Annotated in this window: 16 protein-coding genes and 1 tRNA gene; 12 read left to right on the forward strand and 5 right to left on the reverse strand. The window is 63.1% G+C overall.

The features are described 5' to 3' along the window. Positions 1-220: 220 nt before the first annotated feature. From C8C95_RS01120 to C8C95_RS01130, 3 genes are all read left to right on the forward strand, one after another. Positions 221-1,018, forward strand: a complete 798-nt coding sequence (locus C8C95_RS01120; protein WP_056064106.1) for a lectin — start codon at positions 221-223, stop codon at positions 1,016-1,018. Between the two features lie 9 nt (positions 1,019-1,027). Further along, complete coding sequence (locus C8C95_RS01125; protein WP_116747359.1) at positions 1,028-1,525, forward strand: EF-hand domain-containing protein; 498 nt, start codon at positions 1,028-1,030, stop codon at positions 1,523-1,525. A 216-nt stretch (positions 1,526-1,741) separates the two neighbouring features. Beyond that, positions 1,742-3,163 (forward strand): TAXI family TRAP transporter solute-binding subunit, encoded by a 1,422-nt coding sequence (locus tag C8C95_RS01130; RefSeq protein WP_056064112.1) that lies wholly within the window; start codon positions 1,742-1,744, stop codon positions 3,161-3,163. Between the two features lie 69 nt (positions 3,164-3,232). On the opposite strand, the gene C8C95_RS01135 is transcribed toward C8C95_RS01130, so the two are convergent. Further along, positions 3,233-5,761: a DUF1631 family protein gene (locus C8C95_RS01135; protein ID WP_056064115.1), complete on the reverse strand. Its 2,529-nt coding sequence runs from the start codon at positions 5,759-5,761 to the stop codon at positions 3,233-3,235. A 59-nt stretch (positions 5,762-5,820) separates the two neighbouring features. Then, on the reverse strand, positions 5,821-7,482 hold the full coding sequence (ettA, locus tag C8C95_RS01140; RefSeq protein ID WP_056064117.1) for an energy-dependent translational throttle protein EttA: 1,662 nt from the start codon (positions 7,480-7,482) through the stop codon (positions 5,821-5,823). A gap of 298 nt (positions 7,483-7,780) precedes the next feature. Between ettA and C8C95_RS01145 the strand changes: the two genes are divergently transcribed. From C8C95_RS01145 to C8C95_RS01160, 4 genes are all read left to right on the forward strand, one after another. Next, entirely contained in the window at positions 7,781-9,577 is a 1,797-nt protein-coding gene (locus C8C95_RS01145; protein ID WP_116747360.1) for a DEAD/DEAH box helicase, read from the forward strand. After that, complete coding sequence (locus C8C95_RS01150) at positions 9,489-10,193, forward strand: nucleoside-diphosphate sugar epimerase (protein ID WP_116747361.1); 705 nt, start codon at positions 9,489-9,491, stop codon at positions 10,191-10,193. The genes C8C95_RS01145 and C8C95_RS01150 overlap by 89 nt, the downstream gene beginning before the upstream one ends. 45 nt (positions 10,194-10,238) lie before the next feature. After that, positions 10,239-11,327, forward strand: coding sequence for an endonuclease/exonuclease/phosphatase family protein (locus C8C95_RS01155; protein ID WP_108499337.1), 1,089 nt, complete (start codon positions 10,239-10,241; stop codon positions 11,325-11,327). A 138-nt stretch (positions 11,328-11,465) separates the two neighbouring features. Beyond that, positions 11,466-13,340 (forward strand): M14 family zinc carboxypeptidase, encoded by a 1,875-nt coding sequence (locus C8C95_RS01160; RefSeq protein ID WP_207780555.1) that lies wholly within the window; start codon positions 11,466-11,468, stop codon positions 13,338-13,340. A gap of 191 nt (positions 13,341-13,531) precedes the next feature. Here C8C95_RS01160 and ybaL read toward each other — a convergent pair whose 3' ends face one another. Continuing rightward, entirely contained in the window at positions 13,532-15,271 is a 1,740-nt protein-coding gene (ybaL, locus tag C8C95_RS01165) for a YbaL family putative K(+) efflux transporter (RefSeq protein WP_116747362.1), read from the reverse strand. 437 nt (positions 15,272-15,708) lie between these two features. Between ybaL and C8C95_RS01170 the strand changes: the two genes are divergently transcribed. Together C8C95_RS01170 and C8C95_RS01175 are read left to right on the forward strand one after the other, a co-directional pair. After that, a tRNA-Arg gene (locus C8C95_RS01170) sits at positions 15,709-15,785 on the forward strand. A 13-nt stretch (positions 15,786-15,798) separates the two neighbouring features. Next, complete coding sequence (locus C8C95_RS01175; RefSeq protein WP_133246198.1) at positions 15,799-16,461, forward strand: hypothetical protein; 663 nt, start codon at positions 15,799-15,801, stop codon at positions 16,459-16,461. On the opposite strand, the gene C8C95_RS01180 is transcribed toward C8C95_RS01175, so the two are convergent. Both C8C95_RS01180 and C8C95_RS01185 read right to left on the reverse strand, forming a co-directional pair. Next, positions 16,458-16,742, reverse strand: coding sequence for a hypothetical protein (locus C8C95_RS01180; protein WP_133246199.1), 285 nt, complete (start codon positions 16,740-16,742; stop codon positions 16,458-16,460). The two genes, C8C95_RS01175 and C8C95_RS01180, sit on opposite strands and share 4 nt — an antisense overlap. Before the next feature lie 69 nt (positions 16,743-16,811). Beyond that, positions 16,812-17,054 carry a helix-turn-helix transcriptional regulator gene (locus C8C95_RS01185; RefSeq protein ID WP_116747365.1) on the reverse strand — a complete coding sequence of 81 codons (243 nt, stop codon included), beginning with the start codon at positions 17,052-17,054 and terminating at the stop codon, positions 16,812-16,814. Positions 17,055-17,615: 561 nt separating this feature from the next. Between C8C95_RS01185 and repC the strand changes: the two genes are divergently transcribed. From repC to C8C95_RS23460, 3 genes are all read left to right on the forward strand, one after another. Beyond that, complete coding sequence (repC, locus tag C8C95_RS01190; protein WP_116747366.1) at positions 17,616-18,758, forward strand: replication protein C, IncQ-type; 1,143 nt, start codon at positions 17,616-17,618, stop codon at positions 18,756-18,758. 441 nt (positions 18,759-19,199) lie between these two features. Beyond that, on the forward strand, positions 19,200-20,513 hold the full coding sequence (locus C8C95_RS01195; RefSeq protein WP_116747367.1) for an MT-A70 family methyltransferase: 1,314 nt from the start codon (positions 19,200-19,202) through the stop codon (positions 20,511-20,513). 1 nt (position 20,514) lies between these two features. Beyond that, on the forward strand, positions 20,515-21,378 hold the full coding sequence (locus C8C95_RS23460) for a hypothetical protein (protein ID WP_133246200.1): 864 nt from the start codon (positions 20,515-20,517) through the stop codon (positions 21,376-21,378). Positions 21,379-21,614 lie beyond the last annotated feature (236 nt).

Here is a 21,614-nt window from a genome sequence, read left to right on the forward strand (position 1 = left end):
GGGTAGTACACAGGCAGACAAGGGGCTGCCCCAGCGCGATGCCATCATGCACGAACAGCCCCCGCTGCTCCAGCGAGATTTCAACCGATGGCGCCCCTGTCGCCGGGCGCACAAGCATCAGACCGTCCTATGATGCCGGTGACGGTTGGTGCCCTGGGCCGGGGCCCACGGCACTACACCCATCCCCATGGCCCCTGATCGGAACAAGGAGAGTGAACCCATGAGAGACCAGGCCTTTCGGAAACATGCATGGCTGCTATGCCTGCCATTGCTCGTGAGCACCCCGGCGGCACAGGCGCAGGACCAGTTGGTGGATTTGCAGTCCAGCGGCGGCTACACCTCCTACCGCCTCGCGGACGACGTGACCCAGGTGGATCTGGTGGAACAAACCCAGGGGGCCTGCCGCTTCAACCGCACCTGGGGCTACGACCTGACCAATCGCGAGCTGTGGACCAACGGTGGTTGCGGGGGACGTTTCAAGATCACACGCACCTATGCATCCGGTAGCAGCAGCGGCTCCAATGCCGGAGCAGCTGTGGCGGCCGTGGCGGCCATTGCCGGCATCGCGTTGCTGGCCAACCACAACCGGCACGACAACGACCGTCGCCCCGAGTACCCGGACTACCCCGGCCAGGGCGGGGACTGGGGGCGCGAGATCCGGGTGGACGGCCGCCTGTGCCTCGACGTGAGGGGTGGCAAATTCCAGCCCGGCACCACCCTGCAGGTGTACGAATGCAACGGGACAGCGTCCCAGCGTTTTGCGGTGGGGCGCGGCGGCGAGATCCGGGTGCGCGACCTGTGCGTGGACGTGGACCGTGGCGACCCACGGGACGGTGCACGGGTGGTGCTGTGGTCCTGCTCGGGCTCGCGTAGCCAGAGCTGGTCGACCCTGGGCGGGCAGATCGTGAGCCAGCTCACCGGCAAATGCCTGGATGTAGACGCAGGCCAGGTCCGCCCTGGGGCACACACCATGGTCTGGCCCTGCAACCGCAGCCCCAGCCAACGCTGGTGGTGGTAAGGAGGTCCCATGCAAACAACTCTTCACTGGATCTGTGCAGGCGCCTGCGCCCTGGTGCTGGCAACAACGACGCACGCGGCCAATGCGGCCGACACCTCCATATCGTCGCCCACCACGCCACCACGCCCTGCCAAGGCGCACAAACCGGTGGCGCCAACCCTCACCCACCGGCTGCAGGCCATCTGCTCGGCAGCCGATCTCAATCATGACGGCAACGTGTCGCTGGACGAGTTCCACCAGGACATCGTGCAGAGCTGGCACAGCCTGGGGCCCGATGCAGAGGGCTACGTCCATCTCTCCCAGCTGGGCCAATTGCCCCGCATCGGCAAAGGCCAACTGAGGCGGCTGGCGGCAGCCGACAAGGACGGGGACGGAAAGCTGTCGTTCAAGGAGGTGGTGCAGGCACGCATGGCCTACTTTGAGGCAGCGGATGTGGACCAGAACGACATGCTCTCGCTGCAGGAATGCATGGCCTATGAGCGCCAACGCAGGCGCCTGCCGCAGTAGGAGCCCTCGCTGGCCGGCGGTTTCAGTCCTCCAGCTATCTGAGACCTGGGCGACTCCCGGTGCGGGATGCCCGGAGCTGGTGCGCGTCGCCGCCACGCCTGCCTGGATAATCCACCGGCTCGCTGATAGCGAGATATGGCTCCGGGTCCACCCAGGGGCCGCGTCACCCCATCCAGGCATACCGCCGCCCCGTTTCGCTCTGTTTGTCCATCCCCCATGCCCCAGGCCTTTCGCAACACTTTCCTCACTCTGCGCGATCTGATTGTGTCAGCAGGCCCCCTCGCCTTCTTGGCGGTCGGGCTGCTGGTGCTGGCCTATTGGTGGCTCAACCCCAATCCCCCCAAGACGGTGACCCTGGCCACAGGCCCTGCCCAAAGTGCCTATGAGGAGTTTGGCAAGCGCTACCAGAAGGCGCTGGCGGCCGACGGCATTGATGTGGTTCTGCTGCCCAGCGAGGGCTCATCGCACAACCTGCAGCTTCTGCGCGACGGCCAGGCCGATGTCGCTTTTGTACAGGGTGGCACAGCCGAACTGCAACCCGATGATCCGGACAACCTAGTATCGCTGGGCAGCCTGTTTGTAGAGCCGCTGTGGCTGTTCTACCGCACCGATGCAGCAGAGCGCATGCACAACGCACCCCGGCTCGATGGCCTGCGGCAGCTACGCGGCTGGCGGGTCAATGTGGGGTCGGAGGGCAGCGGCGTGCCCACGCTGATCGAGCGGCTGCTGCAGGCCAACAAGGTGGAGCCCAGCGCAGTCAAGCTATCGCGCCTGGAACAGACGCCCGCGACGGTGGAGTTTTTGGCGGGGAGGCTCGACGCCTTGGTATTTGCCTCGGCGCCTGAATCCCTGATGGTGCAGATGCTGCTGCAAACGCCTGGCGTGCAGCTGCTGGATTTTGCGCAGCACGAGGCCTACGCACGGCGGTTTCCGTTTCTCACCCCCGTGACCTTGCCACGCGGGGTGGTGGACCTCGCGGCCAACGTGCCCCAGCGCGATGTTCGGCTCGTGGCCACCACCACGTCCCTGCTGGCGCGCGACGGCACGCACCCCGCCCTACTGACCCTGTTTGCCCAGAACGCACAAAAGCTGCACAGCGGCGCAGGCTGGTTCAACCGGGCGCGTGAGTTTCCCAACACGCGCGGCAGCGAGCTGCCGATTGCCAAGGAGGGCGACCGCGCCATGAACGAGCCGGTGCCCATGCTGCAACGCTACCTGCCGTTCTGGATGGCCAACCTGATTGAGCGCATGTGGCTGGTGCTGGGCATCTTGCTGGCCATCATGCTGCCGCTGTCGCGCATCGTGCCGCCGCTCTACCAGTTCCGCGTGCGGTCGCGGGTGTTTCGCTGGTATGGCCGCCTGCGCGAGATCGAAAACGACCTGGAAATGGGCAAAAGCGACCCCTCAACCCTGCTGCGCACCCTCGACGGACTGGAAGCCCAGGCCGAAAAGGTGAGCGTGCCTCTGTCGTACGCGGACGAGCTGTATGCCCTGCGCAACCACATCCACCTGGTGCGCAAAAAACTGCTGCGCGCGTCGGAAGGGGCTGGTGGATCTGCTGACCACAGCACGCCGGGCGAAGGGATGACGAACAATAGCGTGACGGAAACAGGGAGTGCAGCAGGAACTGGGCGTTGACCAGCTCTACAGCTGCACAAGGCCGCTCGCGGCCTCAAGGTGGCACGCGCAGCGCGCGTGTCTGTGCGATCAGCGATTCTTGGGCGACTTGGCACCCGAAGCCGGGGCCAGGGGGGCGGATTTGGACAGCGGCGCCATTTTGGAGCCGAAGCCCGTACGGCCCTCGGACGACTTGCGATCTGCCCCGCCCGTTTCCGTAGAGCCCGAAGCGCGGATCGCAGGCTTGGCAGGCTTGGGCGGCTGGGCCGGCACCACGCGCAGCGAGCCTTCGGCCGCCAGCTTGTCGCGCATGCGGCGGGTCATGGATTGGGTGCTGGCATCCGGCGCAGTGAACAAAAACAGGGTGCCATGCGGGCTGGCCCAGGTCAGCTGGGTGCGCACCACCCGGCCATTGGTCACCAGCTCCACCCAGGCCCCGATGACAAAATCAGCGTAAGGGTCCGGGGTGTCCAGCGGCGCCTGGGCACTGTCCTGCGGTGCAGGAGCGGACGCCTCTGCCGATTCGGACGGCTCTGTCGCCTCCGGGGCCACTTCGGGCTCTCCCGCAGGGGCGGACACTGGGGCAGGAGCCGGTTTTTCAAAAGCGGCCTGGTGCAACGCCACAAGCCGCTGCAAGAATGCGCTGGTCTGCACCGCCGGGTAGTTGATGGTCTTGAGGCCCTTGCGCAGCTTGGCCAGCAGGCCGGGGATGGCTTCGTTGAGCCGGTCCGTCTCCTGGCGCGTGAGGTCAGGCTGCGCAGTCCACAGCAACACCGGAACCAGCGCCAGGTAACCGCTGGGGTCATCTTCCTGGCTATCGTCACTGCGCATCACCTGCGCCAGCGCCACCACGTCAGCCCAGGGGCCCGCCGCAAAATCCAGCACGTCCGACGGCACCTTGTCCACATCCGGCAGCTTGCGGATATCGGCTGCGATCTTCTCGGCCAGCAGTTCGCGCTGCTCCGCCTGCAATTTGGCTTTCTGCTCGGCCTCCTGCTGGGCCTTGATCTTTTGCTCCTGGGTGTCCCAGGCAGACTGCAGCGCCTTGAGCACGGTGTCGAACGGCCCCGCGTCCTTGACCTCATGGGCAGACAGGTGGCCCACAGCCTCGGTCACCAGTCGCATGAAGCGGCTGAAGCCAGGCTCTGTCTCGGCGGTGAATGCCAAGCTGCGCTGCGTAAGCTCGTCAAGCAGGCGGCGCGCAGGGTGGCTGCTGTCGGTAAAAAACCGGCCGTCGTGGTGCACCAATTGCTTGAGCGCAGGCTCCAGGCTCTTGACGGCCTGCTGCACAGGGGGCAGCAAACGGGCGTCCTGGGAGATGTTGGCCATCATGCGCCCCACCACCTCCACCGCCATGGCGGTGGACTGGGTAGCAGCCTCCATGGGCATGGCTGCATAGACCACCGGCGCAACGCCAGGCCCACGCCAGCCTGCGAGAGGCACGGGCAAAGAGCCCGCCTGGCTGACCGTGCCCCCACCGGCAAGACGGCCCACCAGGCGCTCCAGCTGCGCCATGTCTTCAATCGCTTCAGCGGCCGCACCCGACGGGTAGTAGCCCCCGGCCAACGATGACTGAGCGCTGGCGGCTCCCGCGCGGGGGTCCACCCAGCCCGGCTGACCCGCGCCGCTGGGCATGACCACCGCCTGTGCGGGCACGGCGCCGTAGACCGGAGGAGGGGCAAATGGATCACCGCCCGCCAACATCTGGCGCAGGATGCCGACCGTGAGCAATGCCTCTTCGGCAGCGTCCACGGGCACAGGCACCATGGCACCCTGCTGGGAGTCGCCGCTCCAGCCTGTGCTGGGACCCATACCACGCCCATAACCTGTGTTGCCATAGTCGCTCATGGGCGCGTTCATTGAGGGGCCGTACCCGGAATAACCGCCCCCGTAACCCGTACCGGGCCCGCCATAGCCAGACCCACCGTAACCGGTGCCTTGGCCGCGACCGCCGCCCGCAGGCGTGCCCAGCACTGCGTAGCCCACCGGCTGTACGCCATGCTCACGCAAGCTCTGGGCGGTTTTTTTGTATTCTTCGGCCAGCAGCTTCCCGAGCAGGTCGCGCATGTGCTGCATCCACAGCTGCCGTACCTCGGCCGAGACGCCGGTCTCACCCACCACCTGCTGCAATGCACGGATGTAGCTCTCGGGCCGCAGAGGGTTGCGCTCGGGTTGCACGCTGCGCAAACCTTGCGCAGCGCTCACCAGGGTGTTGAGTTCGGCCAGTACGGCGTCGGTAGCATGCAGCGCAGACTGCTGGGCCTTGGACAGTTCCACCTGGGCCTGCATCTCGCTTTCGTCCATGAGCGAAAGCTCGCCAAAGTCCATGCCGGTGTCATCGGCCGAACTGCGCCCCTTGGCTACCGCAGGGCCTTCGGCAAATATTTCCAGCAAGGCCATGGGATAGCCCTTGACCAGCGCAGCCTCGTGCTCGTTGAGCAGCCGCAGTGCATCACTGAACAAATTGCGCTGTTGGATGTTGCGGCTGGCCGACTCCTCGCTAGTCAAGGCACTTTGGGTGACCTTGACGAGCTGCCCCATCAAGGCCTCGCCACCGCGAACGGCGTTGACAACGCAGGCGCGGAAAACGGCTCTCAGACGCGATGCGGGCAGGGACATGGTGGGAGGGAGGAATCGGACAAGAGGTTTCCAGATGCAATCCTACTTGACCTCGGCCTTTATTTGAGGGCCTTGAAACGCATCCGCTTGGGCTTTGCACCTTCTTCACCCAGCCGCTTTTTCTTGTCGGCCTCGTACTCCTGGTAATTGCCGTCAAAGAACGTCCACTGGCTGTCACCTTCGGCGGCCAGAATGTGCGTGGCGATCCGGTCCAGGAACCAGCGATCGTGGCTGATAACCAACACTGTGCCCGCGTATTCGAGCAAAGCGTCTTCCAGCGCGCGCAGGGTTTCCACGTCCAGGTCGTTCGAAGGCTCGTCCAGCAGCAGCACGTTGCCGCCAGCAATCAGTGTCTTGGCCAAGTGCAGACGGCCACGCTCACCGCCCGACAGCATGCCCACCTTCTTTTGCTGGTCGCCACCGTTGAAGTTGAAGCGCCCGGCGTAAGCACGGCTGGCCATGGTGAACTTGCCGATGTTGATCATGTCCAGGCCGCCGGAGATGTCTTCCCACACGGTCTTGTCGTCCGACAGGGCATCGCGGTGCTGGTCCACAAAGGCCATCTTCACGGTCGAGCCGATCACCACCTCACCGCTATCCGGCTGCTCGCGGCCCGCGATGAGCTTGAACAGGGTCGATTTACCGGCCCCGTTCGGACCGATGATGCCCACGATGGCACCCGCAGGGATGGTCATGGACAGGTTGTCGATGAGCACACGGTCGCCGAAAGACTTGGTGACGTTGTGGAACTCAATGACCTGGGTGCCCAGGCGCTCAGCCACAGGAATGAAGATTTCCTGGGTTTCGTTGCGCTTTTGGTATTCGTAGTCGCTCAGTTCCTCGAAACGGGCGATACGCGCCTTGCTCTTGGCCTGACGGCCCTTGGCGTTCTGGCGCACCCATTCCAGTTCCTTCTTCAGGGCCTTGGCGCGTGCCTCCTCACCCTTGTTTTCAGATTCCAGACGGGCCTGCTTCTGGTCCAGCCAGGTGCTGTAGTTGCCCTTGTAGGGGTGACCGTAGCCGCGGTCCAGTTCCAAAATCCACTCCGCGGCGTTATCGAGGAAGTAGCGATCGTGGGTGATGGCCACCACGGTGCCCGGAAAGCGGTGCAGGAACTGCTCCAGCCAGTCCACCGATTCAGCGTCCAAGTGGTTGGTGGGTTCGTCGAGCAGCAGCATGTCAGGCTTGGACAACAGCAGGCGGCACAGCGCAATGCGGCGCTTTTCGCCACCAGACAGCAGCCCGACCTTGGCGTCCCAAGGAGGCAGGCGCAGGGCATCGGCAGCGATTTCGAGCTGGTGCTCGGAGTCAGTCCCCGCCGTCGCAATGATGGCTTCCAGGCGAGCCTGTTCAGCGGCCAGTGCGTCAAAGTCTGCATCGGCCTCGGCGTAGGCGGCGTACACCTCTTCCAGCTTGGCCTTGGCGGCAAACACCTCGCCCATGGCCTCTTCCACGCTTTCGCGGACTGTGTGCTCCGAGTTGAGCTGAGGCTCCTGGGGCAGATAGCCGATCTTGATGCCCGGCATCGGAATGGCTTCGCCTTCGATTTCCTTGTCCACGCCGGCCATGATCTTGAGCAGCGTGGATTTGCCCGAGCCGTTCAGACCCAGCACACCAATCTTGGCGCCCGGGAAAAAGCTCAGGGAGATGTCCTTCAAGATCTGCCGCTTGGGCGGCACGGTCTTAGAGACGCGATTCATCGAATAAACGTATTGGGCCATGGAGGGTTCTAGCTTGCGAAAGTGGGCAGGAAGTCTGCATCCGAGCAGGTTCAGAGGGCCATTTGGAGCATTCCAAAAAGACGCCGAACGCGCTCTCAAACCCTAGATTATCGGTCCATGCGACAATACCCCCGTTGTGGGCTCCAGTTGCCCGCCACATCAGCACACTGCTGGGGACGAAGGAAGACACGCTTCCGGGCTCCCAATCCTGAACCTCATCAGCCTGAGACTGGCTCAGCAACCTCCCGGTTGCACGACAGGCGGATACCCAGCGCCCCGGACGGGCGCATCCAACGACATGACATTTGACGAACTGAACCTGGCTCCTGCCATCCTGAAGGCCGTGCACGAAACGGGCTATGAAACCCCCACGCCCATTCAGGCCCAGGCCATTCCCGCCGTTCTGGAAGGCCACGACCTTCTGGCCGGCGCGCAGACTGGCACCGGCAAGACCGCTGCGTTCACCCTGCCCATGCTGCACCGCCTCTCGCAAGGCACGGCACCCAAGAACAAGTTTGGCGGCAAGGGCATCCGCGCCCTGGTGCTGACCCCCACCCGTGAGCTCGCAGCCCAGGTCGAAGAATCGGTGCGCGAATACGGCAAGTACCTGGACATCAACTCCACCGTGGTCTTCGGTGGTGTGGGCATGAACCCGCAGATCGACCGCATCAAGCGCGGCGTGGACATCCTGGTGGCCACCCCTGGCCGTCTGCTGGACCTGCAGCAACAGGGCTTCCTGGACCTCTCCACCGTGCAGGTGCTGGTGCTTGACGAAGCCGACCGCATGCTCGACATGGGCTTCATCCACGACGTGAAGAAGGTGCTGGCCCTGGTGCCCAAGGACAAGCAAAGCCTGCTGTTCTCGGCCACCTTCAGCGACGAGATCCGCGAGCTGGCCAACACCCTGCTCAAGAACCCGCAAAGCATCCAGGTCACCCCGCGCAACACCACGGTGCAGCGTATTTCGCAAGTGATCCACCCCGTGGGCCGCGGCAAGAAAAAGCAGGTGCTGCTGCACATCATCCAGCAACACAACTGGAGCCAGGTGCTGGTGTTCACGCGCACCAAGTTCGGCGCCAACAACGTGGCCGAGTTCCTGACCAAGAACGGTGTGCAGGCCATGGCCTTGCACGGCAACAAGAGCCAGAGTGCCCGTACGCAGGCCTTGGCGGGCTTCAAGAGTGGCGAGATCCGTGCCCTGGTGGCCACCGACATCGCCGCACGTGGCATCGACATCGATGACCTGCCGCACGTCGTCAACTACGAAATCCCGAACGTCTCCGAAGACTACGTGCACCGCATCGGCCGCACGGGCCGCGCAGGCGCTACGGGCGAAGCCGTGAGCCTGGTCTGCATGGACGAAGAAGGTTTCATGATGGACATCGAGCGCTTTACCAAGCAGCAGATTCCTGTCCAAGTGATCGAAGGTTTTGGCCCAGAACCCGGCGAGAAGGCGGAACCCATCGCCATGGGCCGCCAGACCATCTGGGGCGGCGCAGGCAAGCCCCCGAGCCGTGATGTGATGCAGGCAGCCGCCAAGGCCGCCCGCAGCGAAATGATGGAGCGCATCCGCACCAACAAGGCAGGCCAGGGCGGCGGCCAAGGTGGGGAGCGCGGCCCCCGTGCAGGCAACGGTGGTGGCGGTGGTGGCCGTTCCGGTGGCGGAGCTCCACGCAACGCCCAGGGTCCAGCCGGCGGCGGCCGCGGAGGCCAGGGTGGTGGTCGGGGTGGTGCCCGTGACGGCGCCACCCAGGCACCTGCGCGCAGCCGAGGCCCACGCCCCGAAGGCGGCGGTGGTCATCGCTACGATGACGCACAACCCCCCCGCGCCAATGCGCACCTGGGCACACACCTGGGTCACAGCAACCCAGGCCATCGCAGCTCGGGCCATGGTGCGGGCGGTCAGCCCGACCCCATGCGCACCAGCGTGGACAGCATGGCTGAACGCGGCCGCCGTGGCGGCGGTGGTGGTGGTGGCGGGTATCGCAACTCTGGAGGTGGCGGCCATGGTGGCGGATCAGGCACGGGTGGCGGTGGTGGCCGGGGCAACGGGCCTCGTGGGCCAGGCGGTCCTCGCGGCTCTTTTAACCGCTGAGACGCGCAAAGCGCCCCCTGCCAACACCACGGACGCAGCGGGCGCCAGCATCCATGTGCTGCACGCCAAAGGGCGGCGTGCGCCAGCGCTGAACCATCCCCGCCTGCAACTGCACGCGGTGGATTTTGCGGCGATGCCCGCCTTGCCGCACGTCGATGATGTTTACATCACCCTGGGCACCACCATGGCTGCAGCCGGCAGCCAGAGCGCGTTCCGTGCGGTGGACTATGACGCCGTGATGGCCACGGCCCGCGCAGCGCGCGCGGCGGGCGCCACCCGCTGTGGCGTGGTCACCGCCATGGGGGCCAATGCGCAATCGCGCATTTTTTACAACCGCGTCAAAGGTGAGGTCGAGCGCGACCTTCAGCAGCTGGGTTTTGAGACGCTGGTCATTGCACGCCCATCCCTGCTGATGGGCGAACGCCGGGCGCTGCAACAGGCCCACCGGCCCGCGGAGTCCCTGTCGCTCAAACTGTTTCAGTGGCTGAACCCGCTCCTGCCCGCCAACTACCGTGCCCGCCCCGGGGCGGAGGTGGCCCGTGCGCTCGTCCGTGCCGTACAGTTGGGCCGACCCGGGCTGCAAGTGCTGTCCGGCCGCGCGCTGCAGGCCAGTTGATACAGGGTGCAGCCGTCGTGACCCCGCCTACGCTGCACGCCCTTCATGCGCCCCAACGAACTCCCCCAACCGCTGGACACCCTCATGGTGGCCACTTGCAATGTGCTCAACCTGGCCAATCCGGGACGCCTGTTCTACGAGAACCAGGACCCCTACAGCCAGACCGAGTTTGAACGCAAGATCACCTGGCTGGGCGAGCGCTTTCGGGCACTGAACGCCGATGTACTGGCGGTGCAGGAGGTCTGGGACGACGCGGCCTTCAAAGGGGCGCTGGGTCGGGGTGGCTTGCGCTACGACTTTGTCGCCGTGCCAGGGGCAGAGAACAACGACACCCAACAGGGCGCACAGGGAACGCCCCGTGTGGGCCTGGCCACGCGGCTCAAGGTCGAGGCATTGCAGTCCTTTGCCGACTTCCCACCGGGCTTTCAGGTGGATGTGCCTGGCATTGGCCAACACACGCGTTTCGAGCGCCCACCCCTCGTGGCCACGTTGCGGATGAAGCATGGCCAAACCCTCAACGTCCTTACCGCGCACCTCAAATCCAAGCGCCCCAAATTTCTGCAGGATGCCCTAGGCCAGCCCACCGAGGACAGGGACGACCGCAAGGTGGTCGCACTGGCATCGCTGCGCTCGCTGATCATGCGCGGCGCCGAGGCCATGGCGCTGCGGTGCCTGGTGATCGACCTACTGCACCGCACCAGCGTGCCCCTGGTGGTGCTGGGCGACTTCAACGACACCCCCGACAGCGTGACCACGCAATTGATCTGCGCCACCACCGACATCGCCTACGACCGGTCAGCCCGTGATGTGGCCCTGTTCAATGCGTACGACCTGCAGGGAGATTTCGCCTTGAAAAAGGACGTGGCCTACTCCCACATCCACCAGGGCGCGCCCTATGTGCTGGACCAGATCCTGGTCAGCGAGGAGTTCCTTCCCAATGGGCGCAACAGCGTGGGCGATGTGCGCCGGGTGGATTATTTCAACGACCACCTGCATGAGGGACGCGACCGCACGCGCTCGGACCACGGCTTTGTGCGCGCCTTGCTGCGCCTGAAACTGCCCAGTTCTCCTCTGGCCCAGAGCATCTCGCCGCCGCCGACCGACGTTAGCGCACCCAGTGACGCCCCTCGCTGATCACTGCGGCAGCCCAGGGCGCCACGGGTTTGCAACGGGATGTACGCTGACAATGAGAGGCGGGTGCGCGCAGGTAACATCCACGTACAAAGCGCCCCACTCGCCCCACACCAGGGGCTCTCTCTGGCAGCCCACACCATGACCCAGCACAATTTCCTGCGCCGCAGCGCCGATACTGCCCCGCTTTCCCGTCCTGAACCACGGATTGCGCGCTGGGCCGCCCCGGCCACGCTGGCAGCACTGCTGCTGACAGCCTGCGGCAGCACCCCGCTGCCCCCTTGGCCATCCACCCCCACTGCCCAGCAGCGCAGCGCCCCCGCGCCACTGCCGCGCGTACAACAAGGTACGGTGGTACCCGCACCGCTGGGACAGCAGACGCCCTCGCAGCTGCCGCCACAACGGGCTGCCGTGGTGGCCAGCCCCCTGCCCCCGTCCGCGCCGCTCTTGGTGCGCGACGAGGCGCCCATGGCGCCGCCCTATGGCGATGCGGTGGCCGCGCGGTTCCCCAACCCTTCTGTGGTCTACAGCACACCCGGCCTGGGTGCCGACCGCAGGGCCTTCACCACCAATGCCGAGCTGGGCCAATGGCTGCGCGGGCTGAGCGACGGCGTGCCCCGTGGCGGCACACGCGCGCAGTTGCTGCAGATTGGCACCTCGCAACGCGGCGAGCCCATCCAGGGCCTGCTGCTCACCCGTGCCCCAGGCACAGACCCTGCCAGCCTGGACAAGAGCGGCCGCCCCACCGTTGTGCTGATCGGCCAGCAGCATGGCGACGAACCCGCAGGCAGTGAGGCACTGCTGGTCATCAGCCGTGAGCTGGCCCAGGGCCTGCTCGAGCCGCTGCTGGACCGCATCAACGTGGTGGTGGTGCCTCGCGCCAACCCCGATGGCGCCGAGGTGGGCACCCGCGTCACCGCCAATGGCGTGGACCTGAACCGCGACCACCTGTTGCTCAACACGCCCGAGGCCCGCGCCATTGCGCAGGTCATCAACGACTACCGCCCCATCCTGGTCGTGGACGCCCATGAATACACCGTGGTGGGCCGCTACCTGCAGAAGTTCAACGCCATCCAGCGCTACGACGCACTGCTGCAATACACCACCACTGCCAACTATCCGGAGTTCCTCACCAAGGCATCGCAGGAATGGTTTCACCAGCCCATGGTGGCGGCCCTCAAGGCCCAGGGCCTGACGAGTGACTGGTACTACACCACCTCGACCAACCTGCAGGACAAGCGCATCTCCATGGGGGGCACCCAGCCCGACACGGGGCGCAACGTCCATGGCCTCAAGAACACGGTCAGCCTGCTGATCGAGACCCGTGGGGTGGGCATTGGCCGAATGCACATCCAGCGCCGCGTGCATGCCCAGGTCACCGCCATCACCAGCGCGCTGCGAACCACCGCCGAGCGGGCGGCCAACCTGGAGCAGGTACGCTCGTTCGTGGCCCGCGACGTCAGCGCCCTGGCCTGCCGCGACCAGGTGGTCATTGAAGCGGAGGCCACGCCCACCCAGCGCGACCTGGATTTTCTGGACCCCGAGACCGGCGCCGATCGCAGCATTCGCGTGGACTGGAACTCATCGGTGACGCTGCGCAACACCAAGGTGCGCGCGCGGCCCTGCGGCTATTGGCTGTCGGCAGACGCCAGCGGTGCAGTGGAACGCCTTCGCCAGCTGGGCATCCAGGTCATGCGGGTGGCAGAGCCAGGTTCTGTCCTGGCCGAGAGCTACCGCGAAACCGCACGCGAAACCGGCAACCGCCAGGACGTGATCGGCACCATTGCCGGTGGTGGCGACATCGTACGTGTGCAAGTGTCTGCCGTACGCAGCGCCATTGATGCACCTGCTGGCAGCTTCTATGTGCCCCTGAACCAGCCGCGTGCCAATCTGGCCGTGGCAGCGCTGGAGCCCGACACGCAGAACAGCTACTTTGCCAACCACCTGATCCAGGACCTGGGCCAAAGCGCCCGCGTGATGGCAGTGCCATCGCTGGTGTTTGAAGAAACAGATTGATCCGTGCCTTGCGGCAGGTCGCTGCATGGCGCGAGGCTGAGGTCTGCGTTCTTGGCGGGGTCAGGTGGGACGCTCCGTGAGGGCGCTGCCCGGATGCCGCGCTGCGACTGTGGCTGCGGACGCACTATTGCTATCAATTTTATAGCCTCCCAGGCATATTCTTCTAGCGCCACAGGCAGATTTCTTTCAAATCATGCCGATCCATGCAGTGGCGCAGGCCGCGTGGCGCGGGTCTGGCGGTCCCGGGCACGCTCCAGCACATGGCGTGCCATCGCCTGTGCCAAGGCATCTTCTGCCAGGAACACCTGGGCATGGCTGCATTCCTGCACCAGCCGCTGGGCCTCGTCCTCGTTGTGGCTGCGCACCACGATGTCGATGCCCGGGTTCAGGGTCTGCGCCGTCTCGATCATCTGGCGCACCTGCAGCGCGTCCGGGGTGGCCACCACCAGCATGGCGGCCCGCGCAATGTGGGCCTGGATCAGCACGGCAGGCTCCACCGCGTCACCAAACACGGCGGCCACGCCATCGGCCCGCAAGGCTTCCACCAGCTCCCGGTTCTGGTCCGCCACCACAAACGGAATATCGTTGGCCGCCAGCGTTGCCGCCACACGCCGCCCTACCCGGCCGTACCCCACCAGAACCACCTGCCGCGCGAGGTAACGCGAATCGGTGCTGGTGGGCAGTTCGGCCAAAGGGTCATCCCGCTGCTCCAGCCGCCGCGCAAGCGCGGATCGGGCGCGCAGCCAGCCCTGCAACGGCGCAATGGCATGGAACAACAACGGGTTGAGCGCCATGGAGAACAGGGCCCCCGCCAATACCAAGCTGGCCCCCTCTGGCGGCAGCAGCCCCAACGAAGAACCCAGTGCGACCAGAATGAACGAGAACTCCCCAATCTGCGCCAGACTGGCCGATACGGTGAGCGCTGTGTTGAGCGGGTAACGGAACGCCAGCACCAGGCCCGCAGCGGCCACCGTCTTGCCCAGCATGATGATGGCGACCACTGCCAACACTTGCAGTGGGCGCTCCCACAAGACGGCGGGGTTGAAGAGCATGCCTACCGACACGAAAAAGAGTACGGCAAAGGCATCGCGCAAAGGCAGCGACTCATGCGCAGCGCGGTGGCTGAACTCGGACTCGCGCATCACCATGCCGGCAAAGAAGGCCCCGAGCGCAAACGATACGCCAAACAGCGCAGCCGACCCGAACGCAATGCCCACCGCTGCGGCCACCACGCACAGCGTGAACAACTCACGCGAGCCTGTGCGAGCCACCTGCCACAACAGCCAAGGAAACAGCCGGCGCCCGACCAGCAGCATCAGCACCACAAACGCTCCGACCTGCAGCAGGGTCCAACCCAGCGTGCGCCAGAGCTGCGCAGCATCCAGGTCGGCCCCGGTGCCGCCTCCCAGCCATCCTCCCAGCGGGGGTAGCAGCACCAGTACCAGCACCATGGCGAGATCCTCCACCACCAGCCAGCCCACTGCGATGCGTCCGGTGTAGCTGTCCAGAATCCCCAGGGTCTCCAGCGCACGCAACAGCACCACCGTGCTGGCCACCGACAGTGCCAGACCAAAAACCAGGGCACCACCCATGCCCCAGCCCCACCACAGGGCCAACGCCATACCCAGCGACGTCGCCACGATCATCTGCACCACAGCACCCGGCACGGCAATCTTGCGCACGGCCAGGAGGTCGCCCCACGAGAAATGCAGGCCCACGCCAAACATCAGCAGCATCACACCAATCTCCGCCAGCTGGCTGGCCAGGGCCGCATCTGCGACAAAACCGGGAGTGAACGGGCCGATGGCCACCCCTGCCAGCAAGTACCCCACCAATGCTGGCAGCCGCAGACGGGCGGCCAGAAAGCCCAGCACCAACGCCAGGCCCAAGGCGGCAGCAATGGTGTGGATCAGCGTGACGCTGTGTGGCATGGGCAAATGCTCCAGTGAGGCGGGCAGTCAAGGGGGATGGCCAGGTTATAACCGCATCACCATCCCGGCAGCAAAATCGCCCCTGCAGCAGCGCCAAGAGCACGGGCCAGGGCGGGTATGATTAGCGTCCTGCGTTACGCAGATGCGGACACTCCGCAAGCCCGTCCGGCCACACAGCCGGCCAACATCCATCTGCCCGTAGCTCAACTGGATAGAGCAATAGCCTTCTAAGCAAGTGCAATCCGAATTTCTTGAATTTTTTAGACCGAAAAAATCATTACAAATCAACAACTTACAGATTTAAGTTAAAGTTGAATTTGTCAAACTTTCGCAGCTTTTTGCACTTTCCGGAGAGATTTTTGTGAGATGAAACTGTTGCCAAGACAGTTGCGACAGGAATTCTGGGCTGACACTGCTCCCGTTTAGAATCGACACACCAGCCAGTAGCTCATCCGGATAGAGCAACGTCCTTCTAAGACGTGGGTAGGGGGTTCGAGTCCCTCCTGGCTGGCCAACCAAACCTCTGCATGGACTCTTCCATCATCCTCGCCGATTTGCGTGAACAGTTTGGAGCCCGAAAGGCCGTGCTTTACGCCGAGGAGTTGGCCATAGCGTTGCACCGGACCACCAGCGCTATCTACACCCTTAAATCACGCGGCACCTTGCCGGTGCCCTGCTTCAAAGTGGGCGGACGCTTGGCCGTGTCGATCTATGACGTAGCGGATTGGCTTGCGGGAAACACACCAAAAACAGCGCGCTCGAAGCCGCAGAAGGAAGCGGAAGTTCCAGTTCCCGAGCCGAAGAGACACAGGGCGGACATGTCCGGCTTCCTCTTGCAGGTACATGCCCAACGGAAGTTTCTCGCCGACCTCGAAGTGGCTATTCAGCACCAGCTCGAACAAGAGGGCGCTAGCCCAGTCCACACCGTTAGTCTGGCTGTTTTTGATGACCAACCAGACCTATTTTTTGTCGAGGCCAGCGGGCTTGTCCTAACTTATGGTCCCGATGAAGAAGCTGAGCCGCAAGGCGATGAGGTGGATTTAGAGTGGCTAACGTGGACTGCTGCTTTGGCAAAGCCCTGGAAAAGTGAAGTTATCCGCATGGAGTGGTTACGCCGTGCAGAGGCAGTTGCACCGGGAACCGCCGCCCGTGTGGAAGATGAGCGCGTGGCTATCCTTCAACGCATCTAGTCGGGGATCAGACCGTCGATAGAGATAGTCTCAGGCACTTCGAGTGCCGCGTATCCCCCGTCCAGAAAGCGGCACACCTGCACCGCAACCAGTTCTGGGGGTAGCCCCTTGTCCATCAGAGCGGGTAACTCGCGAAAAACCCACGTAGCCTTGCTCACGATGTTCGGGTACCTGGCATACAGCAATACACCTTCTGCTGTCGCAAAAGCCTCCAAACACCGTTGCTCCGTTGCAGGCCCCAGCAACAGGAAGTCGGCACGCGCACGGGGGGAAAGAGACATGGGGAAGGGCCGCTCGGACAACTACCACGAATGGTACCTGCACTACGCGTTTGTGCCGCCCCCTATCGGTCAGTTATCCACCGGAAGCAGCTTGTCCAATGTTTGCCCAGCCGGGATGCCGCATGCTTGACACCAACGCACAAAGAGCAGCACGTCCACGAAGTTTTCACCTCTTTCGAGCTTAGAAACATAGGACTGGCCGACGCCCAGTGCTTCGGCCATTTGCACCTGCGTGAGGCCACCTTTGACTCGCACGTCCTTCAATAGGGCGCGCAACCCGGCGTAATCGGCGTGGTACAGGGATATAGACATACACCCATCTTTAAGTCGCCTCAGGAATAGTCGTAACGCGACTAATTGATGTACGATCCATGTCGATACCGGCACAGTGCCGCCATCATCTACGAGGACATCACTCATGAAAAATCTGGCAATCCTTGCCTTAGCCTTCGCGTTTTCTGCTTGTTCCACGCAGTCTGAGCCACCCACAGCGCCCTCTTTCTCCATTCACAACCCTGAGGCCTTCGGCAAGTCTCCGCCTGCCACTGACGACAATGGCGTTCCGCTCATAACGCCCTCCATGCCTGCATCCGCTTCGCACCGCACGCCGTGGTGGGAAGGCACTGGCCGCATGGCCGACTGATCCACCCCAGGAGGGGAAAGTCAAAAAGCATGCTAGAAATGGGCGCCATCGCGCTCTTTGCGCTGTTCTCATCTTCGGATGCGGGCGACAACTGAGACGAGAACAAGGCCCGCGCATCACCCGGGACTTCGGCAAGGACTGCTACCTGAACTCAGGCTGCCCCCCCCATTCACTTGCTCAAACGCCCACCCGTTTGCTAGGTTGGTGGCTCACTCACTTCAAGGAGCCACATGAAACCATCCCAACCCAGCAAAACTACCCACGCGCGCAATCGCCCCATCGACCAGAGGCGTCTAGCAAAAAGAACCATGCGCTATGCCGTGGACTACATGGATCACGCGCCAGTCTGGCAAGCGCCCATCTTCGCGCGGGGTCTGTTCAGGCCCACACAAAACGGCGCCCCGGCCCAGCCATTGGAAGTGCACTTCACCTCCAAGATTCAGGGCTCCCAGATGCACTACGTGGCGCGCAGCCCACAAGCGCTCAATATGACCGACCAGGCCGTGTACTTTCACCTGTGCCAGCTCATGGCACAGAGCAAGCACCTTTTAGCGCCCGGCCACGAGAACTATGCAGCCTTCAAGAAAGCGCTGGGGCTGAGCGGCATGTGGGCAAACTCCCCGCTGCCGGTGGTTCGCGTCAAGCCCGCAGACCTCGCCGCAGGCACTGGTCTGACCCGAACCGGCACCAACGCCAAGGCCATGCTGGCTTCCCTTGCCCGACTATCGTGCACCACCCTGCAACGCCAGACGTTCGAGGCAGGAGCCGTGGCAGAGGAAGGCCACAGCAGGTTCCTGGGTTTACTGTGCTTTGACACCGACGTATGGGTCGTCCTGAACCTCGAATCCGGGCTACACGCCCACCAACACGAGGGCGTGGCCTGGGTCAACATGCGCGAGCACCGCAGCCTGCCCAGCAAGCCTGCCAAGCGCCTGCATGCCTGGCTCACGGCCTGGGCCTCATTCAGGGAGCACAAGCTGGTAGCGCTCGACAAACTGCTGATCAATGTATGGGGCGAGCCGCCCGCAACGCCTGCCATCCGCAAAGACAGGATGCGCACGCTGCGCAAGGCCATTCAGGAGGTCGGCCAACTGGTGGGCTGGTCTTGCGCATTGAGTGAGGACGGGCGGCACCTGTTAGTGCGCAAGCCCCTGTTTGCGGGTACTGCCGCGCAGGCCGAGCACTCGACGCCCTCACCAGCCGCAAAGGAGGATTTGACTGCTGCTGTGCCTGCCGCTGCAACGCCCACCAAAGCCGCTGCAACGCCCACCGAAACTGCTGCAACGGCCACCCCGGTCGCTGCCACACCCACCGCCGATTCGCTGGAAGCCACGCCCAGCTTGGATTCTGATGAGCTTGTGTTCTCTCTCTAAGACCACCAAGGAGAGAGTAAGACGAACCATGGTGGTGTGGGGCGAAGCCCCGTCGCTACGATGAGCGCCGAGGCATCCCCCCCTGATGAAACGCCGCATCTTGGGGGATAAAACGTTACTAGCCAAGGATAGAGGGTGATATCAATTTGATGCCATGCTACGGCCATGGGCGTGGAGATCCCCTCGTTCTGCGCTCTGCCACCTGACATCCGGCAGCAGCGACATGAAAACTAGCTGGCATGAAAATCGCTTGACGTTCGGGGCGCGAAAAGCTACATTACCGGCATGAGTTTTTCGCTCTCCATTTCTACCTCACATTTCCCTCGCCAGACTACGTCTGCGCGCATACGGCCGCTCTAACGCGGCCAAACCTCACCCAGTTTCGCCGCTTCATTCCGCTTGCCAACGCAAGCGGGGGTTTAACCCATTTGGAGCACTTTCATGCGAACTTCTTCTCTGGCCAATCGCGGCCAAAACCCTGTCGTTTCGACACAAAAAAACACTCCCTCCGCTGGCCAATGCGTCTCAGCGGTAGCCGCTGACAAGACGCACACTGCGTTGACCCTCGATCCCTGCTGCGAAGAGTTCCCGCCGATGCGGCACGACGAATTCTTGGGGCTGAAAGCTAGCATCCAACGAAACGGTCAGCAAGAGCCCATCATCGTATGGAACGACCGCATTGTGGATGGCCGCCACCGGCTCAAAGCATGCCAAGAACTGGGCCTTGAACCAGTGTTCAAGCGATTGAGCTGCGACTACGCGCAGGCTGTCAGTGCGACCTTCGCCGCGAACATCAATCGCCGCCAATTAGGGACGGGACAGCTGGCTCTGCTGGCCGCGCAACTCGCAACCCGCAAGCCGGGCCAGACTAAAGCAGCCAAGCATGTTGGGGCCGTTCTTTCCCAAGCAGAAGCTGCGGCTTTGTTTGGCGTAACGCGAGATGCCGTCCAGAAGGCATGCCATCTGATCCTTGGTAATCACACTGCTCTGCTGGACAGTGTTCACAACGGCAGCATGACGCTCAATGAGGCCTATGTAACAGCTAAGACTGGCAAAACGGGCTTGCGAGCCAAGACGACAGAGAAAGAACGCGAGGCGCTGCATGTAGCTGCTGGCGTGAAGGAACGGCTAGGCGAAGAATCTCGTAACTTGCGCTTGGTCAAACAAGCGTCCACAAGTGCCAATAATTTGGCACTGCCTACCGGTGCACGCCATTCCATCGTTTTGGCTGATCCTCCCTGGGACTATGGCATGGCTGCTGACCGATCACACAGCAGAGTCATTCCGCACAATCAGTATCCGACGATGACCGTTGCGGCTATCTGTGACATGGGGGTCGAAGAGATTGCGGCGGACGATGCCATGCTTTTCATGTGGTGCCCGGCTTCATTGCTGCCCGACGGCCTCAAAGTCATGGCAGCCTGGGGGTTCGACTACTCCACGAACTGGGTATGGCACAAAAGCGGCGGCAAACTCAATTGCGGTGGTGGCACGGCGACCATCCATCACGAATTGCTATTGGTTGGCAAGCGTGGCGCGGGACTGACCATCCTGGACAAAAAGGCGAGGGAATCATCCGTTTTCAGCGCACCGGTAACAGTGCACAGCGCCAAACCCACCGTAGTGCATGAGCGATTGGAAGCACTGTACCCCGCCGTGAGCCGCATTGAGCTGTTCAGTCGCGCACAGCGCAAAGGCTGGACCATGTTTGGCAATCAGGTCGGTAATCTGACCGCAGAGAGGAAGGTTGCCTGAAATGAAGAGCCTCAATCCTGATATCCAGTTGCCCAAACCGCGTCGCCTCTTCTCGCTTGGGAAGAGACTGTTTTCACCCTCCTCAGTAACGAGCCGAGAATTGAACGCGCACGGCAAGCTGCACGCGGTAGGTAAGCCAGCCTTGCGCTTTGATGATGGCGCTGAGGAGCATTGGGTGCATGGTCGCTTGCAAAGCACGGAAGATAGCCCCGCTCTGTATGTCGCGGAATCGAATTCATGCAAAGTCAAGGTTGCCTCATGGAACGGGTGCAGCTTCCATGAGATCCTGGATCTCCGACCTAACACGCATGTTTGGTGCGAAGACGGATTCATTCATCGCGAGGGTGCTGCCGCCGTCATCAACTATGGCGAAGGAGATCAAGCATGTGATGAGTGGTGGCAACACGGCTTGCGACACCGTGATGGCGGTCCCGCAGTCATGTCGTTCGATGTCAACATGTGGTTCCAGCGAGGCTTAATGCACCGAGAAGATGGCCCAGCGCTCGATGTGGTGGATATCCCATACAGAATGCCCAGTCCCTACTGGAATAGCGGCTGGTTCTGGCAAGGCCGTCAAATGTTTAGATGGGGAAGGTTCAGCCCTCTCTTTGACTATGACACTGTTCCGGCCGACTTCATCCTGCGCGTATTGTCGTATGCCTATTTGCACTCAGGACACGCGGAAATCACCGAGGAAGCACTCGAAAAAGCCAGCACGCTTTTTCCAGGTCTCGCATTTCTGCTGGAAAACGCCGACAGCCTTGGCACCTCCGGTGAAGACATCTCTAAACACATCGGTAACGTTCTGTCGGGCGTCCAGACATCCGAAGCTTTCGCGCTGGATGGACTGCTGGACCTGGACTGAGAAAGTACCCGCTCAAAAAGGGAAGTTGTCCCCGCCAGTCGCGAAACACGCCCCCGAGGCGCGCCACCACGCATCTGCCAGGCACAACACCCCTTTGCCGCATGGCTCATCCCAAAACTGGCCAACACGGATCGTGATGGCCTAGGCTAGCCGCGCCTGCAATTTCCTTGGCTAGCTGCGCACGCTACTCCGATAAGATGTAACCAAAGAGTGGCGGGAAAAGAGCACGAACCCCA

This window comes from Acidovorax sp. 99 (assembly GCF_003096455.1).
GTDB lineage: Bacteria > Pseudomonadota > Gammaproteobacteria > Burkholderiales > Burkholderiaceae_C > Acidovorax > Acidovorax delafieldii.